Annotated in this window: 12 protein-coding genes; 11 read left to right on the plus strand and 1 reads right to left on the minus strand. The window is 41.8% G+C overall.

The genetic code is table 11. The features are described from left to right. Nucleotides 1–188: 188 nt before the first annotated feature. From AAA970_RS09615 to AAA970_RS09635, 5 genes are all read left to right on the plus strand, one after another. Complete coding sequence (locus AAA970_RS09615) at nucleotides 189–2567, plus strand: TonB-dependent receptor (RefSeq protein WP_338236949.1); 2379 nt, start codon at nucleotides 189–191, stop codon at nucleotides 2565–2567. A gap of 4 nt (nucleotides 2568–2571) precedes the next feature. Next, a complete protein-coding gene (locus AAA970_RS09620) occupies nucleotides 2572–3807 on the plus strand; it encodes a DUF4374 domain-containing protein (protein ID WP_338236950.1) in 1236 nt (411 codons plus the stop codon). A 142-nt stretch (nucleotides 3808–3949) separates the two neighbouring features. After that, nucleotides 3950–5095 carry a PepSY-associated TM helix domain-containing protein gene (locus AAA970_RS09625; protein WP_338236951.1) on the plus strand — a complete coding sequence of 382 codons (1146 nt, stop codon included), beginning with the start codon at nucleotides 3950–3952 and terminating at the stop codon, nucleotides 5093–5095. A 332-nt stretch (nucleotides 5096–5427) separates the two neighbouring features. Next, on the plus strand, nucleotides 5428–6606 hold the full coding sequence (locus tag AAA970_RS09630; protein ID WP_338236953.1) for a S41 family peptidase: 1179 nt from the start codon (nucleotides 5428–5430) through the stop codon (nucleotides 6604–6606). A gap of 499 nt (nucleotides 6607–7105) precedes the next feature. Then, nucleotides 7106–8401, plus strand: coding sequence for an IS1380 family transposase (locus AAA970_RS09635; RefSeq protein WP_053403863.1), 1296 nt, complete (start codon nucleotides 7106–7108; stop codon nucleotides 8399–8401). Between the two features lie 968 nt (nucleotides 8402–9369). Here the strand turns inward: AAA970_RS09635 and AAA970_RS09640 are convergent. Further along, entirely contained in the window at nucleotides 9370–10185 is an 816-nt protein-coding gene (locus tag AAA970_RS09640; RefSeq protein ID WP_338237715.1) for a 2,3,4,5-tetrahydropyridine-2,6-dicarboxylate N-succinyltransferase, read from the minus strand. A 467-nt stretch (nucleotides 10186–10652) separates the two neighbouring features. Between AAA970_RS09640 and AAA970_RS09645 the strand changes: the two genes are divergently transcribed. From AAA970_RS09645 to AAA970_RS09670, 6 genes are all read left to right on the plus strand, one after another. Continuing rightward, the gene (locus AAA970_RS09645; protein ID WP_338236954.1) at nucleotides 10653–12146 is read left to right on the plus strand and encodes a Na+/H+ antiporter NhaC family protein; all 1494 of its coding nucleotides are present in this window, start codon (nucleotides 10653–10655) and stop codon (nucleotides 12144–12146) included. A gap of 559 nt (nucleotides 12147–12705) precedes the next feature. Beyond that, nucleotides 12706–14634 carry a RecQ family ATP-dependent DNA helicase gene (locus tag AAA970_RS09650; protein ID WP_338236955.1) on the plus strand — a complete coding sequence of 643 codons (1929 nt, stop codon included), beginning with the start codon at nucleotides 12706–12708 and terminating at the stop codon, nucleotides 14632–14634. A gap of 46 nt (nucleotides 14635–14680) precedes the next feature. Then, nucleotides 14681–15523 carry a prolipoprotein diacylglyceryl transferase gene (gene lgt, locus AAA970_RS09655; RefSeq protein ID WP_338236957.1) on the plus strand — a complete coding sequence of 281 codons (843 nt, stop codon included), beginning with the start codon at nucleotides 14681–14683 and terminating at the stop codon, nucleotides 15521–15523. 730 nt (nucleotides 15524–16253) lie between these two features. Next, entirely contained in the window at nucleotides 16254–16475 is a 222-nt protein-coding gene (locus AAA970_RS09660; protein ID WP_053405412.1) for a hypothetical protein, read from the plus strand. Nucleotides 16476–16496: 21 nt separating this feature from the next. Beyond that, the gene (locus tag AAA970_RS09665; protein WP_053405413.1) at nucleotides 16497–16688 is read left to right on the plus strand and encodes a cold-shock protein; all 192 of its coding nucleotides are present in this window, start codon (nucleotides 16497–16499) and stop codon (nucleotides 16686–16688) included. Nucleotides 16689–17114: 426 nt separating this feature from the next. Beyond that, nucleotides 17115–17993, plus strand: a complete 879-nt coding sequence (locus AAA970_RS09670) for an alpha/beta hydrolase (protein WP_338236958.1) — start codon at nucleotides 17115–17117, stop codon at nucleotides 17991–17993. Nucleotides 17994–18223 lie beyond the last annotated feature (230 nt).

Here is an 18223-nt window from a genome sequence, read left to right on the forward strand (position 1 = left end):
GGCTATAAGACTGATAAACAAAGGGCTTAAAAATCAACTTTTGTGCAGTATCCAAAGCACAAAGGCATTATTCCTGATTTCATAAAAACTATTCCGCATTTCATAACTCATCACAAAAATGAATTCACAAATTTGCGCCCACTATTTTTAATTGATCTAAATAAACGAAATTTCTGATCAAGATCACTATGACTCCTATAAAAAATCAATCCTATAAACTCCTTCTTTTGCTACCGTTGGTTATTTGTGAGACTTTTCTACCGCTTAGCACTAAAGCCCAAAACACGCATCAGGCTCGGGTAATAGATGAAAAAGGAATTGGGGTATCCTTCGCCAGCATCCTGATTGAACCAAGTGGAGAGATTTTACTTTCAGATGAAAATGGTTATTTCACTTTTCACAAACCCCCGAAGGGTAGTTTAACATTCACCGTATCACATTTAAGTTTTATCGCCTTTGAAAAGAGCATTAATGTTTCCAGCCTGGAAAACCAGCTACTTCCGATCAAATTGCAGCCCAAAAACATTGAATTAGATCAGGTCATTATTCGGGGAAAGTCCGAGGCCACCCAATTACGTGAGGCAGCATACGCCATAGAAGTCATTGAAGCCGAATCCTTTAAAAAGTCAAGTGTGGATGTTAATCAAATTCTTGGACGGATTTCCGGCGTAAATATTCGGGAAAACGGAGGTTTGGGTTCCAGCTTTAACCTTTCATTAAATGGCCTTTCAGGAAACCGGGTACGAACATTCATTAATGGCGTCCCGATGGACTATTTCGGTAATTCCTTAACCTTAAATAATTTCCCGGCCAATCAAATTGAAGCCATTGAAGTCTATAAGGGGGCCGTTCCCATTCATTTATCATCCGATGCCCTTGGCGGAGCAGTAAATATTAGCCTGAAGCAACAACCCATTACTTTTTTGGATGCCTCCTATTCTGTTGGTAGTTTCAATACTCATAAAGCCGCTGTAAACGGGCAATGGCACCACCCAAAAAGTGGCCTAACCTTCCGATTGAAATCATTTTACAATCAATCAGACAACGACTATAAGGTAAATGTTCATTTGTTGGATTACGAAACCGGTAAACTGGCCGAAGAAAGCACCACTGTGCGCCGATTCCATGATGCCTACCAATCAAATATGGTTTGGGCAGAAGCTGGCTTTCAGAACAAATCTTTTGCGGATGAATTGATGTTCGGCTTCCTGCATTCAGCCAATCACAATGAATTCCAACAATCTCCCTATGCCACCGGAATTTCCGCCTTCCCTACAGGCGAAGCATTTAGCAAAACCCAAAGCAAAATCGGGAACCTATCCTACCGAAAAAAAGGACTACTGACCAAGCGATTAAATGTAGCCGGATATGTCGTTTATGTCAGCGGACAGGATCAAATGGTCGACATAAGCCCTCACCGTTATGACTGGTTTGGCAACTATGAACCCAATGTGCATCCCACCACAGGAGAGATGGGGCGCAAAACCAACTTCCAGCTGAATCGAGAAAACTGGCTGGGCAATTTCAATACTGAATACAGTTTGGGTGAACACCATGGTTTGGCCTTCAATTACTCCCTAAATCAACTCTCCGTACAGGGAGAAGATGAATTCCAGCCACAGAACAACACCCAATTTAGTGAACCTAATGAGGTACGAAAAGACGTGTTGGGATTATCCTATTCGGTTAAAGCCCTTCATGACAAATGGAAAACAAATGTTTTTGGCAAGAAATATCTATATGAGTTAAATGCGGTAGAAGCGTCCTATGATGGCAGCTCTTCCGAAAAAGTCAAAATATTTAAACAAAACAATGGTTTAGGGATCGCCAGTACATACGTTTTTGATGACATCCAATTGAAGGCTTCTTTCGAAAAAGCTTATCGTTTTCCGGAGTATTATGAGTTGTTCGGGGATGGACTGAATGTAATCCCGAACCAAAATCTACAAGCGGAAGAAAGTCAGAATTATAACCTGGGATTCCGGCTGAATAAATTGGGCACCCACCGTATCCGGGCGGAGCTGAACACTTTCATGCGCGATACCAAAAACTATATTCGTTTTGAACCGCGAATGAACCGAAGTCGATATATTAACGACGAGGCGGTTTTGGCCCAAGGCCTTGATCTGACCTTAAACTATGCTTATGATAATACCCTTAATGTGAATTTTTCCGGTACTTATCAGTCTCTCAAAAATAACGATAAAGCCTCCGCGCTTTACCAGGACAGAATCCCGAATGAACCTTACCTCTTCGGAAACCTTTCCCTGATCTATCAGCTGCCGCTGGATGACCGAAATGAACTTTCCTTTGCTACCACTCATCGCTATGTTCATGAATTTTATTTCCAGTGGCCCTCCATTGCCAGCCAGGACAGCAAAGCGGTAATCCCCTCCCAGTTGACGCATAATATTGAATTGACCTATGTCAGGAAAAAAGGGCGATTGAGCTTCTCCTTCCTGATCGCCAACATCATGGACGCGGAAGTTTTTGATAATTTAAATCAGCCCAAACCCGGAAGAGCATACAGCTTAAAAAGCAGAATTTACTTACAGAAAAACCAATAAAATCATGAAAAAACAAACTACTTTTCTCCTATCCGTCCTTTCTTTAACCGCTGCATTATTATGGAGCTGTGAAAGTGATGATACTGCTACACCAGACCTAAAAGAAGCTCAATTTGTCGTGGCTGTTGAGGCGGCTACCGGCACCGATGTATTGCTGACCGTGGATGACCTGACAACCGGGGAAATCTCACCTATGGGTCAGGGCGTAGAACAACCCGCCTGGATGACTTTCTTTAGTGGTGGAGACCAAATTATTGCCACCGGATACACTAGTGACAATATCTCCACTGCCTATAATTTAGATGCTGATGGTAACCTGCTTACCGGTGAAACATTAATTACCGACCAGGGCATTTATGCTGCTACCAGCGCGGAAGAGGAGGTGATGTTGGCCGTAGGTACCACCCGCGCCGGCTATGAAGACCGTACCATTTATGTGATCGACAAAAATAATATGGCCATTTCCAAAAGAGTACTGACCAGAATTGATGAGCGTCAAGAAGAAGGATTGGTCGCCTTCCCCACCGGCATCTACCGCAGAGGAAACCAGGTTTTTCTTTCTTATTACTTAATGGGTTCGGGCGAGGAAGGTGGTATTCCTGCCTTTGCCACACCTAATTCCAACCAGGCCCGGATCGCCGTTTACAGTTATCCTGATTTAGTATTTGAAGGCCTGATCACCGATGACCGCACTTCAGACATTGGCGTTTACACCGCAGTCACGGCCATTCAGGAAACAGAAAACGGGGACCTCTATACCTTCTCCACTTCCAGTAATGCTTCGGGCTTTTTCCCAACCCCTACAAATCCATCTGGCTTCTTGAGAATCAAAGCCGGAGCATCAGATTTTGATGAGGACTACTTCTTCAACTTTGAGCAAGCCAGTGGTGGATTGAAAATCAACAATGCCATTTATGCCGGTAATGGCAAAATGGTAGTGCGTACCATCACCGACGATTCTGGTCTTTGGGCGGCATATGGCCCTAATACCGAAACACCAATTTGTGGATTGGCCATTGCTGACCTAACTACCAAAACCGTCACCGTTGTTAACGATGTTCCATTACATGGAGGAGAATGGGGAATGGCTCACCTGGTACATGAAGGCAAAGTATATATTAATGTATCAGACAGCAGGGGTGGTCATATTTATCAGGTAGACCCAGAAACCGCAACTGCTGAAAAAGGTGCGCATATTGATGGCCATTATGCTAAAGGGATCTTTGTATTAAATAAATGACCCGGGTAAAGGTCTTTCTTTTGAAAACCTAAAGGCCCTCAATGGCTACGCCAAAAAGCGTCAAGATCATAAAAGTACCGCTTCATTATCCTATTCAATTCTGTAACCGGGGAAGGGAAACCTTCCCCAATTTCGCATTTGCATGACTTTCAAGAAATTTTTGGGTCAATTACACCTTATCCTTGGCCTGATGACCGGCTTGGTCGTTTTTATTGTTTCCATTACTGGATGCATTTACGCCTTTGAACATGAGATTCAGGAAATCAGTCAACCCTACCGCTGGGTGAAAGAAAAAGGAACCCAAATGCTTCCTCCCTCCAAAATCAAAGAAATTGCATTGGAAGCTACTGATGGTATGTTGGTCCGTCGAATTTATTATGAACATCCCGAAACCAGCGCCATCGCCCTGCACTATGCCGATGATGCTCCCTACTATTACCTTACTTTCATCGATCAGTATACCGGAGAAGTATTGAAGGTCAAAAATCTGGAAAAGGATTTCTTTACCATTATCCTCTACCTCCACATCAGCCTATTACTCCCCTATGGAAAAGAAATTATCGGAGTATCCACCCTGCTGTTTTTAGTCTTACTGATCAGTGGACTATACCTTTGGTTTCCACGCAACAAAAATAAAAAAGCCGTACGGCAAAAATTCAAAATCAAATGGAAAGCCAGTTGGAGGCGTCAAAATTATGATCTCCACTCCGTATTGGGTTTTTATACCTGCTGGATTCTAATTTTCTCCGCTATTACCGGCCTGGTCTGGTCTTTCGAATGGTTTGAAAAAAGCTATTATTATTTACTCAGTGGTGGAGAACATTTAAAAAAGAGCGAACTACAATCCAAAGTTGAAGAGGGAGCTTCGATCAATACGCCGATGGTGGACCGGGTCTGGCAAAAAGTATTGGCAGACGACCCCGAAATTTTAGGTATCACCATCTATCTTCCCATAAGTCCGGAGGAGGTCATCACCACTTATAGTAGTCCTGATTATGGCACTTACGGTCGGTTGGACTGGCGCTATTTCGATCAGTTTACCATGGAAGAATATCCTGCTTTGGATTTCCGGGGCCGGCACGAAGACGCCACGGTTGCGCAAAAAATAATGAAGCTCAATTACGACATTCACACCGGAGGGATGCTGGGCCTTGCCGGAAAGTTCCTGATGTTCTTCGCGAGTCTCATCAGTGCAAGCCTGCCCGTTACGGGCTTTTTACTATGGAGGGGGCGAAGTAAAAAGAAGCGCCAAAAATCCTCGCATAGGCAAGAGAAGATCTACTCATAAATAAAATAATAGACCATCGACTTCACTTTGGTCTTTCCTATTTCACCTCTCATCGACCCAAACTAACAAAACCAACTATAGCGCAGCCCACATCTGATCGCAACCACCCAACTATTGTAGAACAACCACCCCTCCATTGTATAGTGCTCCATCAAAAATCATTAACTCACCAAGCCCCAAAAGAACACTTGCCGGCGAAGGCCCCTTTCCACAACAATGGGATTCATTATTTTTTTGTTAGAGCCCCAACATTAGGTTACTATAAAATCATTGCTGTAATTGAATATTAATATTTGAATGGAAAAAAATTCAATGAATAAAAATCTTGACCTATGCGAAATATAACGCTACTATTTTTTTTAACGCTACTCCCACTAAAAATTGCCTTTGCCCAACCACTAACGCAGGAGGAAAAACTAGAAGACTTCCAATTTTTATTTAATTCCATTAAAGAAAACTACCCCCTATTCGGGGAACTCGAAAGAACGCATGGAATCAAGTGGCTGGAAAAAGAAGAAGAGTTCCGTAATAACATCATTAACACGACTAATGATAAGGAATTTATTATTGCCGTATTTGATATATTAAAACAATTGGAAAGTCAGCACACGGATCTTTTCCCCACCATAAAAAGAAATGCATTTCTTGAAATCTATAAAACTGCCGGAGAAGAACGTGCTCACTGGCGACGAACGCTTGAACAGGGAAATGACTATTGGAGTGAATTATTAGGCGTAGAAGACAAACCCTTTACCTCCAAGGAAGAACAGCCCTATCACCCTGAATCACTAAATTGCGCTATCCTTGATACCGGAAACGTGGCGGTAATCAAAATAAGGTCTTTTGATACTTTCCAGATAGAGCAAGACATAGAACGGATTGAAAAATTTCTCCCCACCATCGAAGATTATCCACATCTGATCATTAACATTCAAGATAATGGAGGAGGAGACTCTCATTACTGGAAAGATCATCTGGTCCCACTACTCTCTCATGAAGACCAAGAATACAACGCTTTATACGCTATCCGGAAAAGCGATTTCCTGAAAACCTATTTCAGCACGATTGATTTAAAAAAAGAAAGCTTCAAAACCTTACAGCAATTACCGGCCTTGCCTCCGGAATTAAACGCTCAAGATTTTGATTTCTGGTCGGAAAGCATCACCATCAAAGGAAAACGGACGCGCCCCTTTCAGGGAAAAATCTATTTAATGGTCAACAAAGGGGTATTCTCCTCGGCAGAGGGCTTGGCGGTTTTTTGTAAGGCCAGCCATTGGGCGACCGTGGTAGGGGAAGTAACTGCAGGAGATGGGGCCGGCTCGATTGACTCCGTCATTCAAATGCTACCGAACAGCAAGATCATGTTCCGGTATACTGGAGAATTGGCCCTCAATCCGGATGGTAGCTCCAATACGGAAATGAAAACGACCCCTGATATTGTAATGGACGGAAAGGATAGTGAGGATCGCCTACAAAATTTTGTTAAAACCCTTACTGCAACAGTAAATTAACTATAAGTTTCCTTCAAAATGAAGGCCGAAAAATGACCATGGGCACCCCCAACCATCTGAAGGACTAAGCTCCTTCTGGCTAATAATAAGGTAAGCTAATTTCCAAAGCGGAATGGCTTGCCTTTTTATTTTTAGAAGCTAATCCGAATTGAATATGCTTCAAATGAATTGATTCGAATTATACATTGTAAAACCACTTTGGCGGCAAGGCGGGAAAAATGAAGGGATAGTTCCCTATTTCCATTTTTTCCATCGAAGCAGATGAATGAGGAGAAAGCAAGCTAGCCTAAATTTGAGCTATTATAAATAAAATAAATTCTAATGAACTAAAATTAAATTACTTGCGATCAGTTAATAAATATGGCAGTGATTAATTCGGGCTAATCATGATTAATCCGAATTAACCCGAATTATTCATACAAAACACACAAAAAAAGCTATAAATCACTATATTACAATTAGTTAAATCAAAAATATAGCATCGATTTATAGCCCAAATATGAGCAATCAAAATACAGTATTTTATCAAAAGAGTAAAGCCGTTTTCGTTGATTTTCATGGTGATGAAATGACTTCTGATGGAGGAGTTGTTCTATTGGAGAAAATAGAAAAGAAATTCGGTTATATAAATGAAATAAGTAAGGCTTACATTGATAGCCGAAATCAAAGTTTGATTCATCATAAAGCCGTTGATTTGTTCAAACAGAGGATTTTCGGCTTAGTCTTAGGATATCAGGACTGTAATGATGTGAATTATTTAAAAAATGATCCCGTGATTTCCAGTATTTTAAATGGTTCTCTTGCCTCTCAGCCAACACTATCCCGATTTGAGATGAGCGTTGATCGAAAAGTTATCTATTCGCTATGTGAAAGCTTTGTCAGTCATTACATTAACTCACTCAGAGGGAGGAAAAAAATCATTTTAGATTTTGATGGAACAGACGATAAAACACATGGGCACCAGCAATTAGCCTTATTCAATGGCTATTACGGGCACCATATGTATCATCAATTATTTGTCCATGATGGGGAAACAGGACAAATAGTTCTACCAGTATTACGTCCAGGCAATAGTCATTCAAATCGTTGGTTTGTCGCGATCTTAAAAAGGTTAGTTAAAAAAATACGATCACATTATCCCGAGATAGAAATTGTCATTCGCGCAGATGCTGGGTTTAGCTGTGCTCCATTTTATAAATTAGCCAATGAATGTAATTTGAAGTATACTATTGGTATTGCCAGTAATTCAATATTAAAGGCTAAAGCAGAGAAGGTACAAAGCGCTGTGCGTCATATTTTTGAAGATGGCTCCGAAAAACATCAGCACTTTTTTAATTTCCAATATCAGGCTCAAACCTGGGAACAAGAACAAAATTGCATAGCTAAAGTCGAATGGACCGGAAAGGGACTTAACACTCGATTTGTAATCAGTAATATGGATGAGGCAAGTGTACGAGATATATATTTTGGCTTCTATGTTAAACGGGGAGAAAGCAGCGAAAACAGGATAAAAGAAGTGAAAAATATGTGTTTCGCCGATAGGTTGTCCAATCATTTTTTTTGGCCGAACTTTTTCAGATTAATTCTATCGTCGATGGCTTATGAAATTTTTAGGTTAATAAAAAAAGAAATAAGTCAGACAAAGCATGAATGGGCAAAAAAATGGCAAGTGGATACGATTCGCCTGTGCCTATTAAAAATTGGTGGGACGATAAAATCGACGGTTAGACGAGTATATTATAGCTTCTCCAAGGCATTTCCACAACAAAAATTATTTTTAGAACTACTGCAATAGATTTATTCGCAAAAACAATCCAATTTCATGGAAGAGGTCCGTCCAAATCACTCTAATCTGCTATTTCAAGCATCAAATTGGTATTTTGGCCTTAAAATCTCGCTATTGAAAGCCGAATAAATAAATAATACACCTCATCATTTTAAGTGCCACTCCATTTGTTAAAGATATCAGGAAATACACTACCAAAATCTCTTTAGATATAAAGGGTATGAATAATTCGGGTTAAAGCATGCATCATTTGGCTCACGGCTATTTCATAAAACCACAAATGGGCAAATTATAGAAATGATCTAGTCCCCGATGAAGGGCAATTTGATTTGAGCGCTTATTTAATAGTTAGCTTACTATCTTTTACAGTATTGACTTTATAGTATGAAATCTTCCACATCAACCCTCCGGACTTGATCAATGGGCGGATAGACAATGGTTCTGCTGGCGACAAGAAGGCATCACTGCGACATTTTAGCAATATTTCACCAGTCTCCTGCCCTCTCCAAATATCGCCTTGATGGATTCTGTCAGCAGGTTCTTTGTCCCGCCGACATTGATCACAGCATTGATTTTTTGATTCGTTTTTTATCAAGAAAAAATGAAAAAGAAACGCTTGATGATTAAATATAAGGTATTGAATGGTTGATCTAGCTTTTGATGAAAAAGCCCTGTCATTCAGCTTAACCCGAATTATTTATGCTTAAATCCTCGTTTAGCTGTAAGGCGGAAAAAATGAAGGAATAGTTTCCTATTTCGAGTTTTTTCCAACGAAACAGATGAATGAGGAGAAAGCAAGCTTGCCCAAATTTGGGCTATTATAAATCAAAGAAAAAAAATTATAAAAAGCTAAAATTAAGCCTCTTACGTTTAGTTAGTGAATTTAGCGGTGAATAATTCGGGTTAAATAAAAAAACCCATCATAATAAAATGATGGGCTTCAATAACAAAAAGTTATCTCTTTAAATCAGTATCAATTAAACAGATACGTTGTTCTCACGCAATGCAGAGTTCAAAGATGTTTTCTTATCAGTAGACTCCTTACGCTTACCAATAATCAATGCACATGGCACATTGAAAGTACCTGCTTTGAATTCTTTAGGCAAGGTACCTGGAATAACTACTGAACGAGGAGGCACATAACCACGGTATTCTACCGGCTCGTCACCTGTAACATCGATGATTTTTGTAGAACCTGTCAAGGTAACGTTCGCACCCAATACAGCCTCACGACCTACACGTACTCCTTCTACCAAAATACAACGAGATCCGATGAAGGCGTCATCTTCGATAATTACCGGAGCAGCCTGCAATGGCTCCAAAACACCACCGACACCAACACCACCCGAAAGGTGAACGTTTTTACCAACTTGCGCACAAGAACCTACGGTTGCCCAGGTATCTACCATCGTACCGGAATCTACACGCGCACCAATGTTCACGTAAGAAGGCATCATGACCACACCCGGAGACAAATAAGCACCATAACGCGCTACCGCGTGAGGAACTACACGCACACCCAGGTCAGCATAGTTGGTCTTCAATTTCATTTTATCGTGGAATTCCATTGGACCCGCTTCCAAAGTTTCCATTTTACGCAATGGGAAGTAAAGTACTACTGCTTTCTTCACCCACTCGTTAACTTGCCAATCGTCTCCTACAGGCTCAGCAGTACGCAACTCACCTTTATCCAACATTTCGATCACCGTCTCAACAGCTTCAACCGTTTTTGGATCTTCTAAAAGGGAACGATCATCCCAAGCCTTATTTATAATTGACTTTAATTCTTCCATTCTTATTATAAGTGTAATTTTTGTGATTGGACGCCGCAAAATTAGGGAAAAGGAGAACCCTACAAAATCTTGGCTAGGGCTTTTCCTTCAAACAAACAAAAACTGAAATTCAATTCAAAAATATAACAAGCGTTCTCCTAATTATACCAGCAAAACCTCACAAAAATCAAGTTAAGAGAAATTTCAAAGCCATTTTAAGGGTGGTTCAAGCCCAAACCGTCTAAAAACGCCCCGATATTTGTTTCATCAATAACAACAATTGTTTTTTCTATAAGAAGGATATAAAACCCATTAAGCCGCCAAAGCCATACTGGAATAATACAATATACTCTTAAATGCAACCCATCTTTTGTTATATTTATAACTCGAACGATTGAATTTATACTCATTAGAACAATTCCGTTTCCATTCCTGACAAGCCACTACCTTTGCAATTGAATAACACGACATAAACACAAAAAAAATACATGTTAGCGTTGATTAAAATCAGCCCGGTATTCTTGCTTGCAGCAATGATGATCTCCGGGATGGATGTGCTGTTGGCTGCTCCGATTGCTACCCTTTATGCTGCAGTGGTAGCGTATTTCTCAGAAAAATTAAATTTCAATCAGGTGCTCAATGCCGCCGTAGACAATGTGAAAGAGATGCAGATGGTCTTTTTTATATTAATGGCGGCCTATGCGATGGCCGAAGCATTTATGGCCACAGGCGTAGGAGCCTCCATCATAAACCTGGCGCTGGAATTAGGCGTAACCGCTCAAAGCATCGCGATGATCGGACTGGTGGTGACGGCCATTTTATCCATCGCCACGGGCTCCTCCTGGGGAACTTTTGCCGCTTGCGCACCCGTATTCCTTTGGCTGAACCATATATTAGGTGGAAATGTGGCCCTGACCATTGGTGCCATTGCGGGCGGCGCCTGCTTTGGAGATAACATCGGATTGATTTCCGACACCACCATTGTCAGCTCCGGCATCCAAAAAGTAGAGGTGATTGACCGTATTCGCCATCAGGGAGTGTGGTCAGGCCTGGTGCTATTACTCGGAGTCATTGCCTTTGGCATCAGTGGCTACACCATGGACTTACCTACTGAAACAGCAGACGCCACCTCCGCCATTGCGGCCATTCCGGAAAGTGCCTGGACCGCCTTAGAAACGGAAAGAGCCTCTGCCGTGGCATTGCTCAACCAGGTAAAAGAAGGCATGGCCTGGTATATGACGATTCCATTAATATTGGTTTTAATCGCCGCCATAAAAGGATTACCTACTCTGGCCTGCTTGTTTATCGGGATTATCAGTGCGATGGGCTTCGGACTTTATGAAGGCACCGTTGAATCTACTGCCGCTTTTGGCCAATTGGTTTATGATGGCTTCTCCGGTGCGGGATCCTGGGTGATCGTGATGATGATGTGGGTGGCAGCCTTTGGGGGCATCATGAAAAAGATCAACGCCTTTGAACCCTTGTCTTTATTGGTGGTCAGAATTTCAACTAAAGTAAGACATTTGATGACCGCCAATGGCGTATTATCTATCCTGGGTAATGCGGCTTTGGCAGATGAGATGGCCCAGATCGTGACGGTAGGACCGATGATTAAGAACCTAGTGGATGACAATGTGGAAGGTAGTGAAGAAGATTTATACAAATTGCGATTACGCAATGCGACCTTCTCCGATGCCCTGGGGGTATTCGGCTCGCAACTTATCCCCTGGCATGTTTATATTGGATTCTATGTCGGAATTGCCACGGCAGTTTATCCAAAGGAATTTTACCAATTTGATCCGATCAGCATTATTCAATACAATTATATGGCGATGATAGCGGTGGCTACCATCCTGATTGCTACTTTTACGGGCTGGGACCGCTTTATTCCGCTGTTCCAATTGCCGGCAGAGCCTAGTGTTCAATTAAAGAAAAATAAAGCCATAGAAGAAAAGGCCCCTTTGGTGGAAGAGGTGATATAACGAGAATTAATCATTGCTAAATTTCGGATTGCTCATTAATAGCGCTGCTATGCGCTCAAAATAATCGGGTATCGCTTCTGCAATAATCAAATTTTCGCTGCGAATTTCGGCCTTTAAATACGTTTTAAACGAAGATTTAAGCCGGATTATTCATGCATCAATGCTCGTTAGGCTGCCAGGCGGAAAAAACGAAGGAATAGTCTCCTATTTCGAGTTTTTTCCAAGGAAGCAGATGAATGAGGAGAAAGCAAGCCTACCCAATTTTGGGCTATCAGAAATTTGGCAGACTAAATTATAACGGATTAACATACGGCTTCTTATGGTATACTCTGATTCTAGCGGTGAATAATTCAGGCTAAAGTATGAATCATCCGGCTTAAGCGACACCACAAAAAAATGTAAATAAAAGCAGTCTTTGGGCTGCTTTTTTTATTTTCAATTTTATCAACATTGGCAGGATTTCTTGCCTGAACTATTTATTCCCATTTTTTTCTATTTACTTACCTGTTGGAATTGGAATCCGCATTGACAAGCGAAAAAAAACTGAAATTATTCGTCTATGGCCACACTTGAGCAGTCTCTTGAAAAACACTTTGGTTACTCCGACTTTCGTCCCGGACAGAAAAAAGTTATTGAAACCCTTATGCGGGGAGAATCGGCTGGCGCCATATTTCCTACCGGATCCGGTAAGTCCATGTGTTATCAATTACCGGCGATTTTATTACCCCATTTAACGGTGGTGGTATCTCCCCTACTGGCTTTGATCGAAGACCAACTGAAGTTTCTTCATGCTAAAGGTATTGCCGCCACTCGAATTGATTCCACCCTGGATCCTAAAGAGGCTAAACAAATTGCAGCAGACTTAAAAGCGGACCGATACAAGGTCCTGTTTATAGCGGTGGAGCGCTTCAAGAATGAAAGATTCCGAAATTTCCTGAGTCAGCTGAAGCTTTCCATGCTGGTGATTGATGAGGCCCACTGTATTTCGGAATGGGGACATAACTTTCGTCCGGATTATATCAAATTACCACAGTATAAAGAAACCTTCCAATTCCCACAGGTACTTTTGCTCACCGCTACGGCCCCTCCAAAGGTTTTTGAAGATATGGGCGAGAAGTTTGACATTCCGCTGGATAACTTCTCGGTTACCGGCTTTCACCGCCCAAACCTCATTCTTAATGTCCGGCCTTATAATGATGCAGATCGACAGGAAGCCATTATTGACTATTTGAGACAACATGTGGAAGAATCTGCCATTGTTTATGTCACCCTGCAAAAGAACACCGAAGACCTTGCCCGTATTCTGAGAGAAAATGGCATCAATGCCACCGCTTACCATGGCGGAATGCCTTCAGACCAACGGAAGGAAATTCAGCAGCAATTCATGAGTGGGGATAAGGATGTGATTGTGGCTACCATCGCCTTCGGAATGGGTATTGACAAAGCCGACATCCGCCATGTCATTCATTATCATCTGCCCAAATCTATAGAAAATTATTCTCAGGAGATTGGCCGTGCCGGCCGTGACGGGCAGGAATCCCAGTGTATCATGATGGCGGATGAAAGTAATTTTGCCCTATTGGAAAACTTCATCTATGGAGATACCCCGGACAAAGAAGCCGTAGCACGTGTTTTACGATCTATTGACCGGGCAGAGAATAATTTATGGGAGCCCAAGATTTATGATCTTTCCTATAATGCCAACTTCCGCCCAACGCCGTTGCGCACCATGCTGGTGTATTTGGAAAACGAAGGGATCATCACCCCTTCTCATTCCTATTTCTCCGAATACAAAATAAAATTTGTAACACTCAAGGAAAATGTGCTGCGCAAATGCGCGCCGGAGCAGAAACCCCTGATCGAAGCCATTTTCAAAAGTAGCAAAATGGCCCGCATGTGGATGACCATAGACTTTGAGGCCATTGAAAAACATTACCCTCAGGGAGATCGCAAAAGTGTTATTGCCGTGCTCGAAAGCCTGCAACAGCAAAGCCTGATCAAAATGGAGGCGAGTAAAATGAAAGAGGCTTTTGAGGTGAACTGGCCGGAACGCTATTCTATAGAGGAAATGACCGACCAATTGTATCAGGTATTTTTGCATAAAGAGATTGCGGAAGTAGATCGCCTGCATGAAATGGTAAACTTCTTTAAGTCGGAAGGCTGTCTGAGTAAAAAATTATCCCTTTACTTTGGTGAAAATACCGATTGGGAAAGCTGCGGTAAATGCAGCTATTGCCGTGATCAAAAGCCCGCCGTATTCCCTGAGAGCGCCTTTTCCGATAATTTTGAGGAACTCGACAAAGCAAATATTCTCACCAAAGCGGAAAAACTGGCCGGCAAACTGGATGCCCGCCTGATGACCAAATTCCTTTTGGGCGTGAGCATGCCGAAATTTTCCCGCCTGCGCAATAAAAAAACAGCCGGCTATGGTCTTTTAGAAACTTATCCTTTTGATAAAGTACTCAAGTGGATTGAAGAAGAAGAATAAAAACCTCAACCTATATTAATGGGCAGGACGCCCTCCTTACAATTTAATGATGACCGCTTTTTATATTCATTGGAACCCCAGCCTGGAGCTTTTCTCTGTGGCAGGTGTTCCCCTTCGTTATTATGGCTTTCTTTTTATGATCGGCGTTTTGCTGAGCATCTATGTTCTCTATCTTATATTCAAAAAAGAAGGCATACCGGCAGGGCATCTGGAGAAACTTTTTTATGGCGGCATGTTCGGTGGCTTACTGGGCGCCCGATTGGGCCATTGCCTGATCTATGAACCTGACTATTTCCTTTCACGGCCCTTAGAGATGCTTTTCCCCATCGCCATCTCCCCTGGCGGAGACATTACCTTTATCGGCTATCAGGGCCTGGCCAGTCACGGAGGAACCCTGAGCTTATTATTAGTGTTCCTTATATTTAGTCGTTGGGCAAAAATTCCTTTTTTAAAAACCCTGGACATGGTGGCGGTCGTTGGGCCACTGGGCGCTGGCTTTATTCGATTGGGGAACCTGATGAACTCCGAAATTATTGGCAAAATCACCACTGCCCCCTGGGCCTTTATCTTTGAACAGGTGGACCAACATCCCAGACATCCTGCGCAGCTTTATGAGGCCATTACCTATTTGGGTATCTTTTGCTTAAATTTTTTCTTATATAAAAAACGTAATGCCATCACGCAGCCCGGGCTACTTTTTGGAACTTCCACTGCTTTGGTGTTCACTGCTCGTTTTGTTCTGGAATTTGTCAAGGAAAACCAAACTTCTGCCGAACAGGAAATGCTCTTCAATATGGGCCAGTGGCTCAGCATTCCATTTATTTTAATTGGGCTAGGGTTTATCCTTCGGGCGACCATCAAACAAAAAAATACTAACCTGGCCTTATAAATTGTTAACCCGAATTATTCACCGCTAAATTAAGTAAACCAGCTTAGTCACTTATTTTCAATTCAATAGCGCTATGCTTACTGATTTGTTAATAGCCCAAATTGAGGCAAACTTACTTGCTCCTCATATATATGCTTCCTTAGATAAAAATGAAATAAGAAAAATTCCTTCATCTTTCCCGCCTAACAGCTAAACGAGGATTTAAGCTGAATAATCCGGCTAAAGCGGTTCGGATATTCAAATTCGCCCATCAAATGAGCAAAAAAGTAACCATCAGACCATTTTTCTGCTAAATAAAGTCAATTTCAATGATTTACCTCAAAGCAGGCGCACAAGGCGCTGAGCAGGCTTATTGGATTAAAAAAGGCTGAATTTCGGTTACCAAAACGGTCAAATAACACCTCCTTAGCCTGCATTCAAAGTGGAATATCCACAATACCATTAGGAATCGGCAAAAGTTCCTCTTACCTTTGTGTCAAGTTATACTCATTGTACAGTCTGCTATTCATCAGTAAGTTTGTCATTTGTGCCGCCGGAATTTCACGAATTTTACTCTCCGGCTCCGATAAGCAAAACCCTCATGCATCTGCCACTGTTTGTATTTAATCATAAAGGCAAGCGTTCCCTCCTATCAGGTTTTAATTCTTTTCTTTAACAATATACTTCCTCCCGGAAGCCTTGATTATGACGACACCCTCCCAAGGAGGCATTATTAACATGAAAAGAGCGTATGGCAAGGTCACAGAATAGTTTTATCAAAAAACAGAAAGCGGAAAAGAAGCGGAAAAAAAAGGCTGAAAAATTCGAGAAACGCCTGGATCGTAAATCTCAGGATAGCAGCGGAAAGCTGGAAGATATGATGGCCTATGTAGACGAATTTGGTAATATTACTACTGTCCCTCCAGAAGAACGAGAAAATAAAGCTGAGAAAAAGAAAGATCAGCAACAATAATATATTTTAATAATTAATACAATGAGTACAGGTACCGTAAAATTCTTTAACGACGAAAAAGGTTTTGGTTTCATCAAAGATGATGCAACTAATCAAGATATTTTTGTTCACAAAACAGGTCTACAGGACGATATCCGCGAAAATGACAAAGTGGAATATGACGTAGAGCGTGGACCAAAAGGATTGAATGCCGTGAACGTACGTCGCGTATAATCACAGGATCAAATCCTTTTTTCTTAAAGTCGTTTCGAAAGATTCGGCTTTTTTTATGCCCTGAAATTTCATCCACTCAATGAGAAATCGTCATTTGCGACTCATCCTCGTGTCTATGGATTCCTAAGCCGAATCATTCACCGCAAGCATTAGTAGATTGCCCTAAAGAATTTCATATCTGGTCGCAAACTGATTTTACTGCTGTCCTAATTGCCCAAATTGGGGTTGGCTTGCTTCCTTCTCCCTCGAAAAAACGCCAAATATGGCACTACCCCTCAACTCCCCTCCTGTGGCTGGAAGAGGATTTGCGCATGCATCATTTAGTTTATATGCCCCCATTTGAAAAACGACTTATGCGGAGGAATAAATTTTGATATTAAAATATACCGACATATTTTGCCACGCTAACCTTAACCTTAACACCTTATGATGAAAATATTGAAAGTTTTGGGAGCCCTCCTTTTACTATTTCTGTTCACCACTATTGGCTTTGGCCTATACCTATACCATAGTAATCCCAGGATAAAGGCCATTGTAGATAATGATGAATCCGTATTGTATTATTTTCCTACCAAAGAGCTGGCCGATCTATCCGATTTTGACTATCAGGAAGTGGAGCTCATTGAGGAGGACTCCCTCTCGCTATATCATTACTTTTTCAAACAAAAGACAGACAGTCTGATTGGGAATATATTCTTTGTTCATGGGGCAGGCGGAAATGCCAGCAGATATGCGTCCAAAATAGAACCCCTGCTTCAGGCGGGATTCAATGTCTACATTTCGGACTGGCGAGGCTATGGAAAATCCATGGGCAAACCCAACTACAAAAATGTATTGAGTGATAGCCAGCATGCCTTCGAAGATTTTCTTCTCAAGACTAAGGCGGATAGTGTAAAAACGATTATGATGGGACTTTCCCTTGGCGGGCAGGTCGCTATTAAGCTGGCCCTTGACAATCAGGAGCGGGTGGATGCGCTGGTGACAGATGGCAGTATCCCTTCGGCCCAACAACTGGCCATTGATTATGCCCCAGTAGATTTCCTTAAAAAACAGGCCGTCGCACATCCGGAAAACTTTAATCAGGAATATGTGGCCATTCGTGATATTGCTAAAATCCAAAATCTCCCAAAACTTATTATCCATAGTAAGAAGGACCGGGAGGTAAAAGCGGAGCATGGAAAAACTTTGTTTGCCAATGCCCGGGCTCCAAAAACTTTTTGGGAAACCGATACGGAGCATATCCAAACCCTGGTTGCACTACCGGAAGAAACAGTCAATAAAATTAAAGCATTGATCGCTGATTGATATGATCCGACGGCTTATTGGCCACCCAAAAAAACCGCTTCTTTCCTGCCGGCCCAGGGAGGAAACGGTTTTTATTAACGTTTTCGGGCAAGTTCATCTAAATCACTCACTGCTAGATTAAGTAGCTCGTTCATAGCCCTTTATTTCTGCATTTGGAGATTAATTATGCTGGTTTTCTAATCGCCCAAATTTGGGCAGACTTGTCTTTGCCTCATTCACCTGCTACCTTG

The organism is Persicobacter diffluens (genome assembly GCF_036244895.1).
In the GTDB taxonomy this organism is placed as follows: Bacteria; Bacteroidota; Bacteroidia; order Cytophagales; family Cyclobacteriaceae; genus Persicobacter; species Persicobacter diffluens.